The organism is Streptomyces sp. Je 1-369, assembly GCF_026810505.1.
GTDB lineage: Bacteria > Actinomycetota > Actinomycetes > Streptomycetales > Streptomycetaceae > Streptomyces.
The window spans coordinates 7,137,640-7,150,284 of sequence record NZ_CP101750.1; the positions used below are offsets into that span (position 1 = coordinate 7,137,640).

12 protein-coding genes are annotated in these 12,645 nt (G+C 68.5%); 9 read left to right on the forward strand and 3 right to left on the reverse strand.

The genetic code is table 11. The features are described from left to right. Window positions 1–64 precede the first annotated feature (64 nt). On the forward strand, window positions 65–1,324 hold the full coding sequence (locus NOO62_RS31910) for a Shedu anti-phage system protein SduA domain-containing protein (RefSeq protein WP_268774254.1): 1,260 nt from the start codon (window positions 65–67) through the stop codon (window positions 1,322–1,324). Between the two features lie 340 nt (window positions 1,325–1,664). On the opposite strand, the gene NOO62_RS31915 is transcribed toward NOO62_RS31910, so the two are convergent. From NOO62_RS31915 to NOO62_RS31925, 3 genes are all read right to left on the reverse strand, one after another. Beyond that, entirely contained in the window at window positions 1,665–3,122 is a 1,458-nt protein-coding gene (locus NOO62_RS31915; protein ID WP_268774255.1) for a catalase, read from the reverse strand. A 184-nt stretch (window positions 3,123–3,306) separates the two neighbouring features. Next, window positions 3,307–4,197, reverse strand: coding sequence for a 2-hydroxy-3-oxopropionate reductase (locus NOO62_RS31920; RefSeq protein WP_268774257.1), 891 nt, complete (start codon window positions 4,195–4,197; stop codon window positions 3,307–3,309). 51 nt (window positions 4,198–4,248) lie between these two features. Continuing rightward, on the reverse strand, window positions 4,249–5,076 hold the full coding sequence (locus tag NOO62_RS31925) for a TIM barrel protein (RefSeq protein ID WP_268774258.1): 828 nt from the start codon (window positions 5,074–5,076) through the stop codon (window positions 4,249–4,251). Window positions 5,077–5,202: 126 nt separating this feature from the next. Between NOO62_RS31925 and NOO62_RS31930 the strand changes: the two genes are divergently transcribed. The 8 genes from NOO62_RS31930 (at window position 5,203) to NOO62_RS31965 (ending at window position 12,616) form a co-directional block, all read left to right on the forward strand. After that, window positions 5,203–5,472, forward strand: a complete 270-nt coding sequence (locus tag NOO62_RS31930; RefSeq protein WP_268774259.1) for a hypothetical protein — start codon at window positions 5,203–5,205, stop codon at window positions 5,470–5,472. Continuing rightward, a complete protein-coding gene (locus NOO62_RS31935; RefSeq protein WP_268774260.1) occupies window positions 5,469–5,846 on the forward strand; it encodes a helix-turn-helix domain-containing protein in 378 nt (125 codons plus the stop codon). The genes NOO62_RS31930 and NOO62_RS31935 overlap by 4 nt, the downstream gene beginning before the upstream one ends. A 180-nt stretch (window positions 5,847–6,026) precedes the next feature. Beyond that, a complete protein-coding gene (gene uraD / locus NOO62_RS31940) occupies window positions 6,027–6,533 on the forward strand; it encodes a 2-oxo-4-hydroxy-4-carboxy-5-ureidoimidazoline decarboxylase (protein ID WP_268774261.1) in 507 nt (168 codons plus the stop codon). A gap of 46 nt (window positions 6,534–6,579) precedes the next feature. Continuing rightward, window positions 6,580–6,987 carry a hydroxyisourate hydrolase gene (gene uraH / locus NOO62_RS31945; RefSeq protein ID WP_268774263.1) on the forward strand — a complete coding sequence of 136 codons (408 nt, stop codon included), beginning with the start codon at window positions 6,580–6,582 and terminating at the stop codon, window positions 6,985–6,987. A gap of 5 nt (window positions 6,988–6,992) precedes the next feature. Beyond that, the gene (pucL, locus tag NOO62_RS31950) at window positions 6,993–7,925 is read left to right on the forward strand and encodes a factor-independent urate hydroxylase (protein WP_268774264.1); all 933 of its coding nucleotides are present in this window, start codon (window positions 6,993–6,995) and stop codon (window positions 7,923–7,925) included. A gap of 68 nt (window positions 7,926–7,993) precedes the next feature. Next, window positions 7,994–9,421 carry a nucleobase:cation symporter-2 family protein gene (locus tag NOO62_RS31955; RefSeq protein WP_268774265.1) on the forward strand — a complete coding sequence of 476 codons (1,428 nt, stop codon included), beginning with the start codon at window positions 7,994–7,996 and terminating at the stop codon, window positions 9,419–9,421. A gap of 49 nt (window positions 9,422–9,470) precedes the next feature. Beyond that, on the forward strand, window positions 9,471–10,871 hold the full coding sequence (locus NOO62_RS31960; RefSeq protein ID WP_268774266.1) for an 8-oxoguanine deaminase: 1,401 nt from the start codon (window positions 9,471–9,473) through the stop codon (window positions 10,869–10,871). Window positions 10,872–11,248: 377 nt separating this feature from the next. After that, entirely contained in the window at window positions 11,249–12,616 is a 1,368-nt protein-coding gene (locus tag NOO62_RS31965; RefSeq protein ID WP_268775878.1) for a nucleobase:cation symporter-2 family protein, read from the forward strand. Window positions 12,617–12,645 lie beyond the last annotated feature (29 nt).

The following is a 12,645-nucleotide window of genomic DNA, read 5'->3' on the forward strand; positions in this document are numbered from 1 at the left end:
GGGGGTGGGCCGCCCCTTCGGCGTGCGCGGGGCGTTGTCAGTGGCGCGCGGAACAATGGGCCGCATGCAGATCCGAGTCGACATGTCGCTGGAGTGGCAGCTCCACGAGATGAGCGGGCAGACGTCCGACGAAGAGGTGCGCACGGCGATCGCCGCCGTCGTAGCGCACATGCACGGCGGCAGCAGCCGCAAGCGCCGGGGAGGCAGGGAGCTCGTGCGCCTGCTCGCCCTGGCGCGCGAGACGGCTGCCCGTGCGGGGGAGTGGGAGGCCGTACGGCAGCTCCATGACTCTCTCGCCTATGCGGAAGGGCGCATCCTCCGGCAGGACTTCGAAGAGCGCTACCGGCTGTTCCAGGACGGGGTACGTGACGAGTCGAGCCGGGACTTCCTCGGACGGACCATGTGGGCGACGCACCACTGGATGGTCTCCGCCGCCCGGGAGTTCATGAAGGACCGCCCCGAGGTCACCGCGGCGGAGCTGGTGGAGCATTTCCGGGCACAGGGCGAGGATGCCCTGTGCCTCGAGGCCCCCGACGACCGTCCTGGGCGTTACGTCATCCCGCGCGGGCGGGCTGAGATCTCGGTTTGGCTGGAGCGCGTCCTGCGTGACGGCCGCATCGACATCGAGGATCCCACCGAGGCCGCACGGAAGGTCGCGGCCTCGCCTCAGGCGCTGGCGTTGCTGGCGGCCGACGACAAGGGTCAGCTACTGCTGCAGGCAGCCGAGTTGCAGCGTAGGGCGGCGGGCCTGGAAGTGCTACGCAAGGTCATCAAGTGCCCTACCGCCCTCGAACGGGACCTTCAGCGCGCTTTGGAGGGCCAGCACTGGATCTTCGGCGGCCGATTCGTCGGCGAGGCGGCCCACCGCAGGCTTGTGCCGGGCGGCGAGCTGGACATCCCGCTGGTGCGAGGGGACGGAGCGCTGCACATCGTGGAGTTGAAGCGGTCGATGGCGCTGCAGGGGCCGCTGGTGAAGCGGCACCGGGCGGCCTGGGTGCCTGCGGCGCAGGTGCACGAGGCGGTTGGCCAATCCGTCAACTACCTCGTCGGCCTCGACGAGCACCGTGCCCGTATCCGCGAGGAGTTCGGCATGGAGACGCGCAGGGCGAGCGCGCTGGTTCTCATAGGACACCCGGACGTACAGCCGGGCGTGCCGGAAGAGGAGATCAATGAAGCGCTGCGGACCTTCAATTCGTATGTCAGCCGTGTCGAGGTGCTCACCTACAAAGAGCTCGTCGACAACGCGCACCGTTCCCTCGCCGACCCCGCGCAAGCGGAAGAGAGCCGAGCACGGGACCGTCCGTGCTCGGCTCTCTGGCCTTGAGACGTGGAGTTGTAGCCGTCCGACCGCGCGCGACTGGCGGAACATGCATACGCGCTGCCGGACGGAGTCTGTGGGCCCCCTGCGAGGGGGCGTCGGCGGGGACCGCGGCGGTTGCGATGGACCGGGGGTTCCCCTCCCTCAGGTCGAGAAGGGAGCCCGTCGGACCTTTACCACCGCACTGGCTCGCAGAGCCGCCGCGGACCCGTGCCTGTCCGCCGGAGCGGACTGCCCGCGGTGCGCACGGGACCACCCCTCATCCGGGTCCGTGGCGGTGCGGGCTCAGCACCGGTGGGTCGACCTCCCGTCAACCCACCGGCGCAGCCTCGGAGTTGCTGCGGAACTAGTCCTCGCGCAGCGCGCGGACCGCTTCCTCGACGCGCTTGCCGTAATCGGCGTCGGCGGCGTGGAAGTGGGCCAGGTTCTTCTCGATGACGTCGTCGCGGGAGACCTGCGAGAGGCCACCGGCGATGTTCGCCACCAGACGGGACTTCTCGTCCTCGGACATCAGGCGGTAGAGCTCACCGGCCTGGAAGAAGTCGTCGTCCTTGGTGTGGGTCGCGGCCTCGTGCGTGCCGGTGTAGCCCGCGATCGCGAGCGGCGCCGCCAGCGGCTGACCCGTCTCGACGGGGCCGTCGTACGAGTTGGGCTCGTAGTTCTTGCGGTCACGGCCGTACGCGTTGGACGCCATCAGGCCGTCGCGGCCGTAGTTGTCGGCCTTCGTCGCCTTGGGCGCGTTCACCGCGAGCTGCGTGTGGTTGACGCCCAGGCGGTAGCGGTGCGCGTCCGCGTAGGCGAACAGGCGGCCCTGGAGCATCTTGTCGGGGGACGGACCGATGCCGGGAACGAAGTTGTTCGGGGAGAAGGCTGCCTGCTCCACCTCGGCGAACACGTTGTCCGGGTTGCGGTCCAGGACCAGGCGGCCCACACGCTGCAGAGGGTAGTCCTTGTGCGGCCACACCTTGGTGAGGTCGAACGGGTTGAAGCGGTAGTCGGCCGCCTCCGCCGCAGGCATGATCTGCACGTGCAGCGTCCAGGACGGGTTCACGCCGCGCTCGATGGCCTGGAGCAGGTCCGTCTGGTGCGAGTTGGGGTCCTTGCCCGCGGTCTCGGCGCCCTGCTCGGCGGAGAGGCTGCGGATGCCCTGGTTGGTCTTGAAGTGGTACTTGACGAAGAAGGCCTCGCCCTTGGCGTTCGTCCACTGGTAGGTGTGCGAGCCGTAGCCGTTCATGTGGCGGTACGAGGCGGGGATGCCGCGGTCGCCCATGAGCCAGGTGATCTGGTGCGTCGCCTCGGGGGCGTGCGCCCAGAAGTCCCAGACGTTGTCCGGCTCCTGCTTGCCCGTGAACGGGTCGCGCTTCTGGGAGTGGATGAAGTCGGGGAACTTCAGCGGGTCCTTGATGAAGAAGACCGGCGTGTTGTTGCCGACGAGGTCGTAGTTGCCCTCTTCGGTGTAGAACTTCAGCGCGAAGCCACGGGGGTCACGGACGGCGTCCGCGCCACCGAGGTTGTCGGCCACGGTCGAGAAGCGCAGGAAGACCTCGGTGCGCTTGCCGAGCTCGCTGAGGAAGTCGGCGTGGGTGAAACCGGTGACGTCGTCGGTCACCTCGAAGTAGCCGTACGCACCGGAGCCGCGTGCGTGCACGACCCGCTCCGGGATGCGCTCACGGTTGAAGCGGGCGAGCTTCTCCAGCAGGTGCTGGTCCTGGAGGAGGATCGGGCCACCGACGCCGGCGGTGGCGGAGTTCTGGTTGTCGGCGACGGGGGCGCCGGACTCGGTCGTAAGCACGCGCTTCGACATCGTGACCTTCCGTGCTGTGACTGCTGAGGTGTTCGGAGCGTAAGGACCCCTGAACTGCTACGTCAACAGTTTGTTGAAGTTGATGATGGAGTTCCGGGCCGCGGCGACGCCTGGGCGCGACAGGACAGGTGTCAGCGCCGCCACGGCCCGGAAGTTCGAGAGGAGCTCTTGCCGCAGGTGCGGCTTAGAGCTCGGCGCCCGAGAGGCGCTCGACGGAGCGCAGCAGGGCGGAGTGGTCGAGGCCGCCGTCACCCTGCGTGCGCAGCGAGGCGACGAGCTGGGCGACGACCGCGCCGACGGGCAGGGCCGCACCGACGTTGCGGGCGGCGTCGGTGACGATGCCCATGTCCTTGTGGTGCAGGTCGATCCGGAAGCCGGGCTTGAAGTCCCGGTTCAGGAAGTTGTCCTTCTTGCGGGTCAGCACGGTCGAGCCCGCAAGCCCCCCGTTCAGGACGTCGAGCGCGGCCTTCAGGTCCACACCGGACTTCTCCAGGAAGACCACGGCCTCGGCGCACGCCTGGATGTTGACGGCGACGATGAGCTGGTTGGCGGCCTTCACGGTCTGGCCCGAGCCGTGCGGACCGCACAGCACGATGGTCTTGCCCAGAGCGTCGAGGAGCGGCTTGGCCTCGTCGAAGTCGGCCTGCTCGCCGCCGACCATGATGGAGAGCACGGCCTCGATCGCGCCGGCCTCGCCACCGGAGACGGGGGCGTCCAGGACGCGCAGCCCCTTCTCCTTGGCGGCCTTGGCCAGGTCCACGGAGGTCTGCGGGGTGATCGACGACATGTCGACGATCAGCGCACCGGACTTCGCGTTCTCCAGGATGCCGTCAGGACCGTACGCGATGGCCTCGACCTGCGGGGAGGCGGGCACCATCGTCACGACGACGTCGGCGTCCTTGACGGCCTCGGCGATGGACTCGGCGACCGTGCCGCCGGCCGCGGCCAGCCGGTCCAGCTTGTCCTGCTCGAGGGTGAAGCCGGTGACGGAGTAACCCGCCTTGATCAGGTTCTCGGACATGGGCGAGCCCATGATGCCGAGGCCGATCCACGCGATCTTGGGAAGGTTGCTCATGAGGGTGTCTCTCCTACTGCTCAAGCGTGTCGTACGTCGATGAGTGGGCGCTCAGCGCTCGGCGGGCAGCCAGCCGAAGGCCTCGGCGCTCGGGGCGTCGCCCGGCTTGTACTCCAGGCCGACCCAGCCCTCGTAACCCGCCTTCTTGAGCTGGTCGAGAAGGCCTTCGAGGGGGAGCGAGCCGGTGCCGGGGGCGCCGCGCCCGGGGTTGTCCGCGATCTGCACGTGGCCGGTCTTGGCCACGTACTGCTCGATGACCGACGGGAGGTCCTCGCCGTTCATGGACAGGTGGTACAGGTCCATGAGGAACTTGGCGTTGCCGAGCCCCGTGGCCGCGTTCACCTTGTCCACGATCTCAATCGCCTTGGGGGCGCTCACGATCGGGCAGAGCGGCGACTCGGGCTTGTTCAGCGCCTCGATCAGCAGGATCGCGCCGACGCGGTCGGCCTCGCGGGCCGCTAGCACCAGGTTCTCCAGGGCGAGTTCGTCCTGGACGGCCGGGTCCACGCCGTCGACGCGGTTGCCGTACAGCGCGTTCAGCGCCGTGCAGCCGAGCGACTTCGCGAAGTCCGCCGCCACCGCGAGGTTGGCGCGGAACTTCGCGCTCTCCTCGCCCGGGATCGACAGGGCGCCGCGGTCCGGGCCCGGCAGCTGACCGGCGTAGAAGTTCAGGCCCACCAGCTGCACGCCCGCGTCCTCGATCGCCTTCTTCAGGGCGTCGAGCTCGGACTGCTCGGGGGTGGGGGCGTCGACCCAGGGCCACCACAGCTCGACCGCGCCGAAGCCCGCCTTCGCGGCGGCCGCGGGGCGCTCAAGGAGCGGGAGCTCGGTGAAGAGGATCGACAGGTTCACATTGAAGCGCTGGTCGGAGTATCCCATGGGGCTTCCGCGCTCCTTCCGTATTGCGGAAGTTCATTTCTGTCTGGTGGAAGACTGCCTCCGATCTGCGGAAGCTGTCAAGAGGGAGCTGCCGAAAATTCCGACGGCGGCATTAGGTTGTTGAGCGTGCGATTGAGAGTGGAGTTCACGACCGAACCCTTCGATCTCGACGAGGCCCCCGCGCATGCGGTGGTGGCTCGTGAGGTCATTCAGGGGGCCCCGCTGGACACCGTGGACGTAGGTCCGTTCGGCAATACGGCCGAGGGCGACGTCGACGCGGTGCTGACTGCCGTCGATGCGATGCTGCGTCGGTCCCTGGGGGCGGGCGCGACCCGCGTCTCGCTCCAGGTCAACGTGATCGGCGAGCCGGTGGACCCGGGGGAGGCGGATAAGTGACCAGCTTCGGGGACGACCCCTTCGTCACCGCGGTGAAACCGCTGGTGTACGCCATGGGCGGCGAGATGGTGCCGCCCGATCAGGCGGGGGTCGACGACGTCGTGCTCGCCTGGGAGGGCGAGGACGTGGTGGCCGTACGCCTGCCGCAGCTCGCCGACTCGCTGGACCACATTCTGCTCGCCCTGGAGCGGAAGCAGGGCCGACCCCTGTCCGAGCTGGACCGCAAGGCGAAACAGGAGGTCGTGCGGATACTGGAGGCGCGCGGCGCGTTCTCCGTCCGGCATGGCGTCGAGACGGTGGCGGGCGCGCTCGGCGTCAGCCGCTTCACCGTTTACAACTACCTGAACAGGGAGAACGCCGCCAAGAGCGAGTAATTCACCCCGTGGGCCACCCCTTGGCCCACGCCCGTGGTCACGCTGTGCGGCCGAGCCGTCACCCGAATTGCCGGGTGGCGGCTTCTTTGTTCAAGTTATTTCAACAAACTGTTGACGCGCTGTTGTTGAAGGTCTTAGCTGTTCCGCAGCCCGTCCAGCACAAGGCCACGGAGGCTCCCCGTGACTTCGAGTCCGACACCGGGTCTCACCCGGTTCAACGCTTTGGAGGAGGCCGCGGCCACCGCCGCCCTCCACGAGGCCTGCGCCTCTTCGGCTTGGGGAAGCAAACTGCTTGCCCAGCGCCCCTACCCCACCGTCGAAGCCCTCTTCGTCGCGAGCGACGCCGCCATGGCCGAGCTCACCGCCGAGGATCTGGCCGAGGCGATGGCGGGGCACCCGCCGATCGGCCGCCCGAAGCCGGGGGACCCGACCTCCGCCCGCGAACAGCGCGGCATGGCCGGGGCCTCCGAGGAGCTCAAGGCCGAACTGCTCGAACTGAACCTGGCCTACCAGGAGAAGTTCGGTCACGTCTTCCTGATCTGCGCGACCGGCGCGACCGCCGAGTTCATGCTCGGCCAGCTCAAGATCCGGATCGAGAACGAGGCGGAGGGAGAGCGCGAGATCGTCCGCAGCGAACTGGGCAAGATCAACCGCATCCGCCTGACCCGCCTCGTGGAAGCTTCGTAGCAGCTCGTAGAAGCTCGTTGAAGCCCGTAGAAGAAGGAAACGACGCATGAGCACGGAAACGACCGCTTCGGTGTCCACGCACATCCTGGACACCAGCATCGGCCGCCCCGCCGAGGGCGTCACCATCTCCCTGTCCGCCCGCAGTGGTGCAGGTGAGGAGTGGAAGGCGCTCGGCGGCAGCGCGACCGACGCGGACGGGCGCTGCAAGGACCTGCCGGCCCTGCCGGAAGGCACCTCGCACGTACGCCTCGACTTCGAGACCGAGGCGTACTTCCTGACCAAGAACAATCAGCAAGCCGAGGCGCAGCAGGACGCCCCCGCGAATCGGGACAGCGATGCGACCGGAGCGTTCTTCCCGGAGGTGGCGATCACATTCGCCGTCAAGCCGGGCGAGCACTACCACGTACCGCTGCTGCTCAACCCGTTCGGCTACTCCGTTTACCGAGGGAGCTAGCAGACATGCCCACCATTCTGGGACAGAACCAGTACGGCAAGGCTGAGAACCGGGTCGTAAAGATCACGCGGGACGGCGACACCCACCACATCAAGGACCTGAACGTCTCCGTCGCCCTCTCCGGCGACCTGGACGACGTCCACTACAACGGCTCGAACGCCAACTGCCTGCCGACGGACACGACGAAGAACACCTGCTTCGCGTTCGCCAAGGAGTACGGCATCGAGTCCGCCGAGCAGTACGGCATCCACCTCGCCCGGCACTTCGTGGACAGCCAGCCCTCGATCCACCGCGCGCGGATCCGGATCGAGGAGTACTCCTGGGAGCGCATCGGCGGCTCCGACAGCAACGCCAAGTTCATCGGCGCCGACGAGGTCAACCACTCCTTCGTCCGCAAGGGCCAGGAGACGCGGCTCGCCCAGATCACGTACGACGGCCAGAACTTCGAGGTCCTCTCGGGTCTGAAGGACCTGACCGTGATGAACTCCACGAACTCCGAGTTCTGGGGCTTCATCAAGGACAAGTACACGACCCTCAAGGAAGACTACGACCGCATCCTCGCCACCTCCCTGTCCACCTGGTGGCGGCACAACTGGACCAACGACGAGCAGCGCATGCCGAGTTGGGAGCGGTCGTACGAGCAGGCGAAGAAGCACATCCTGCACGCCTTCGTGGAGACCTACTCCCTCTCCCTGCAGCAGACGCTCTACCAGATGGGCTCGCGGGTCATCAACAACCGCAGCGAGATCGACGAGATCCGCTTCTCCGCGCCCAACAAGCACCACTTCCGTCAGGACCTCTCGCCCTTCGGCCTCGACAACGAAGCCAAGGACGGAGCCGTCTACTACGCCGCCGACCGCCCGTACGGCCTGATCGAGGCCACGATTCTGCGGGACGGCGTCGAGCCGAAGATCCCGGTCGACATGACCAACCTCTGACGCGGGATGCGCGCCCCCGTCCCGCCCGCAGTGGGCGGGGGCGCGCCACACCGGAGGGAACATCCGCAATGGCACAGCCTGCAACGGGGCCGGCAGCAGCCGAAGGCCCGGGTTCCGCCCCATCGGACACAGCCGAAACAGCTGACGAGCAGTCAACTGCCGACTGTCATCCGGTGGATGAGAAGCTCCACCCCTCGCGGCTCGTCCCCGCCGCACTCCAGCACATCGCCGCCATGTACGCGGGTGTGGTCACCCCTCCGCTCATCATCGGCCAGGCCTGCGGCCTGGACACCGTGGCCCAGACCCGGCTCATCGCCGCCGGACTGCTGATCGCCGGTCTCGCCACCATCCTGCAGACCCTCGGCGTCAAGGGCTTCGTCGGCAACCGCCTGCCGTTCGTGAACGCCGCGTCCTCGGCGGGCATCGCGCCCATCCTCGCCATCGCCGAGACCAACGCCAAGGGCGACCAACTCCCCGCGATATACGGCGCGGTGATGGTCGCGGGCGTCTTCTGCCTCGCCGTCGGACCCTTCTTCGGCAAGCTGCTCCGCTTCTTCCCGCCGCTCGTCACCGGCGTCGTCATCACCCTCATCGGCGTCACGCTGATGCCCGTGCCCGTGAAGTGGGCGCAGGGCGGCGACGACACCGACCCGACCTTCGGCGACATGAAGTACCTGGCGCTCGCCGCCTTCACGCTCGTCGTGATCCTGCTCTTCCAGCGATTCGGACGCGGCTTCCTCAAGCAAGTCGCCCTGCTCGCGGGCATGTTCATCGGAACGCTCGCCGCGATCCCGTTCGGCATGGCCGACTTCACATCGGTGCAGACGGCCCCGCTCGCCGCCCTGCCCACGCCGTTCGCCGCCGGCGCCCCCATCTTTCAGCCCGCCGCGATCCTCTCGCTCTGCATCGTGATGCTGGTCCTGATGACCGAGTCCGCGGCCGGCATGCTCGCCCTCGGCGAGATCTGCGAGCGCAAGACCGACGGGAGGACCATCACCCGCGGCCTGCGCACCGACGGCATCGCCACCCTGGTGGGTCCCGTCTTCGGCGGCTTCCCCACCTCGGCCTTCGCGCAGAACGTCGGCGTGGTCTCACTGACCCGCGTACGCAGCCGCTACGTCGTCGCGGTCGCGGGCGGCGCGCTCATCGTGCTCGGCGCCTTCCCGGTGCTCGGCGCCGTCGTGAACGTCGTCCCCATGCCGGTCCTCGGCGGTGCGGGCATCGTCCTCTTCGGCTCCATCGCGGTCAGCGGCATCCGCACGCTCTCCGAGGCGGGCCTCGACGACAGCTCCAACATCATTCTGGTGGCCGTGGCGCTCGGGGCGGGCATCATCCCGCTCGCCGCCCCCACCTTCTACGCGGAGTTCCCCGCCTGGGCGCAGACCGTACTCGGCTCCGGCATCAGCGCGGGCGCGCTCGTCGCGGTCACGCTCAACCTGTTCTTTCACCATCTCGGCACCCGTGGCTCCACGGCCGCGGCACTCAAATCTTCCTAGGGTCATGCCGTGCCCACATCGCAACGCCACCAGTAGAGAAGGAAGCACCATGGCTGCACCGGCAACCCAGGAAGGCGCCGTAGAGCGCATCGTCATCGAGAACGCCGCGATCGCGACGGTCGACGCCAACGACACCGAGTACGCCTCGGGATACGTGGTCGTCGCCGGGAACAGGATCGAGTCGATCGGCGCCGGCAAGGCCCCCGAGGGCCTCGCGAACGTCGTACGCCGTGTCGACGCCACCGGCCACCTCGTCACCCCCGGCCTGGTCAACACGCACCACCACTTCTACCAGTGGATCACCCGGGGCCTGGCCACGGACCACAATTTGTTCAACTGGCTGGTGGCGCTGTACCCGACGTGGGCGCGCATCGACGAGCAGATGACGTACGCGGCCGCGCAGGGCTCCCTCGGCATGATGGCCCGCGGCGGTGTCACCACGGCCATGGACCACCACTACGTGTTCCCGCAGGGCTCCGGCGACCTCTCCGGGTCGATCATCCGTGCCGCCTCCGAGATGGGCGTCCGCTTCACCCTGGCCCGCGGCTCCATGGACCGCAGCGAGAAGGACGGCGGCCTGCCGCCGGACTTCGCCGTCGAGACCCTGGAGGGCGCGCTCGCCGCCACCGAGGAGACCGTCAAGAAGCACCACGACGCGTCCTTCGACGCGATGACGCAGGTCGCCGTCGCGCCGTGCTCGCCGTTCTCGGTCTCCACCGAACTCCTCAAGCAGGGCGCCGAGTTGGCCCGACGCCTGGGTGTGCGTCTGCACACCCACGGCAGCGAGACGGTCGAGGAGGAGAAGTTCTGCCACGAGCTGTTCGGCATGGGCCCGACCGACTACTTCGAGTCCACCGGCTGGCTCGGTGAGGACGTGTGGATGGCGCACTGCGTCCACATGAACGACTCCGACATCGAGGCGTTCGCCCGTACGAAGACGGGTGTCGCCCACTGTCCGTCCTCCAACGCCCGCCTCGCCGCCGGCATCGCCCGCGTCCCCGACATGCTCAAGGCGGGCGTCCCCGTCGGCCTCGGCGTCGACGGCACCGCGTCCAACGAGTCCGGCGAACTCCACACCGAGCTGCGCAACGCCCTGCTGATCAACCGCCTCGGCGCCCACAGGGAAGCCGCCCTCAACGCCCGTCAGGCCCTGCGCCTCGGCACGTACGGCGGCGCGCAGGTCCTCGGCCGCGCCACGCAGATCGGCTCCCTGGAAGCCGGCAAACTCGCCGACCTGGTGCTCTGGAAGATCGACGGCATCGGGCACGCCTCGATCGCCGACCCGGTGACCGCCATCGTCTTCGGCGCGGCGGCCCCCGTCACCCTCTCCCTCGTCAACGGCAAGCCGGTCGTCGAGAACGGCACCCTGCTGCACGCCGACGAGGACGCCATCGCCCGCTCCACCCGCGAGCAGGCCCAGCGTCTCGCGCGGATCGCCGCCGAGAGCTGAACCCGAGAACTCCGGTCAGGGGGGACGGCCCTTGACCGGACTTGAGCAGCCGAGCGGGCTGCTCAAGTGCCGCCCCGGAACGCGGCCCAAAGCTTCGCGTTCCCGGGGCGGTCAGCACTACCTGGGCGCATTTCCACAACTGCATACCGAGCAAGTCCTTGCACCACGCACCACCTCCCAGAAGCGAAAAGTGCCGGCGGCCCCGCCGGGACCGGAAAACAACCGGAGGAGCCACAGTGGCCACTCAGCCCAGGTTCACCAAGCAAGGCAACACCCCGGACCCAGAGACCGACGACGGGTCCATACGTACCGACGACGGGTCCATACGCACCGACGGGGCGACACACCCCGTCGACGAGAAGCTCCCCGCCCTGAAGATGGCGACCACCGGCCTCCAGCACGTGGCCGCCATGTACGCCGGAGTCGTCGCGCCGCCGCTCATCGTCGGCGCCGCCATCGGACTTTCGCCCAAGGACCTCACCTTCCTCACCGGCGCCTGCCTCTTCACCGCGGGCCTCGCCACGTTCCTCCAGACCCTCGGCTTCTGGAAGATCGGCGCCCGGCTTCCCTTCGTCAACGGCGTCACGTTCGCCGGTGTCGCCCCGATGATCGCGGTCGTCGAATCGACCGACAACAAGGACGACGCGCTGCCCATCATCTTCGGCGCGGTGATCGTGGCGGGCGTTCTCGGCTTCATCGCCGCCCCGTTCTTCTCGAAGATGATCCGCTTCTTCCCGCCGGTCGTCACCGGCACGGTCATCACCCTCATCGGCATCTCGCTGATGCCGGTCGCCTTCGGCTGGGCGCAGGGGCCCGTCCCCGGCGCCGACGACTACGGCTCGATGAAGAACCTGGGCCTCGCCGGTCTCACCCTCGTCGTCGTCCTGCTGCTGCGCCGCTTCACCACCGGCTTCGTCAAGCAGATCGCGGTCCTGCTGGGCCTCGTCATCGGCACGCTCATCGCCATCCCGTTCGGCGTCACGGACTTCGGCCCGGTCGGCGACGCGGACGTCGTGGGCTTCCCGACGCCGTTCCACTTCGGCGCCCCGCAGTTCGCGGCCGCCGCGATCGTCTCGCTCTGCGTCGTCATGGTCGTCTCGATGACCGAGTCGACGGCCGACATGCTCGCCCTCGGTGAGATCGTGGACCGTCCCGCCGACGAGAAGACCATCGCCGCCGGGCTGCGCGCCGACACCCTCGGCTCCGCGGTCAGCCCGCTCTTCAACGGCTTCATGTGCAGCGCCTTCGCGCAGAACATCGGCCTGGTCGCGATGACGAAGATCCGCAGCCGGTACGTGGTCGCCGTCGGCGGCGGCTTCCTCGTCCTCATGGGCCTCTGTCCGATGGCGGCCTCGCTCATCGCGGTCGTGCCGCGCCCCGTGCTCGGCGGCGCGGGCGTCGTCCTGTTCGGCTCGGTCGCGGCGAGCGGCATCCAGACACTGGTCAAGGCGAACCTGGAGAAGGACAACAACGTCCTGATCGTCGCCGTCTCGCTCGCCGTCGGCCTCATCCCGATCGCGGCGCCGGAGTTCTACCACGCGTTCCCGGAGACCGCGAAGATCATCCTCGACTCGGGCATCTCGACGGGCTGTGTGGCCGCCGTGCTCCTCAACCTGGTCTTCAACCACATCGGCAAGGGCCGCGAGGAGGACGACGTGACGGCACCGATGGAGCCGGGCGGCGAGATCGCGGAGACGCGCGTGCCGGGCCAGGGCAAGGGACGAAGCGAGGCGGTAGCGCACTGAGCCCCCGGTTACAGCCCCCCGGTCGCAAC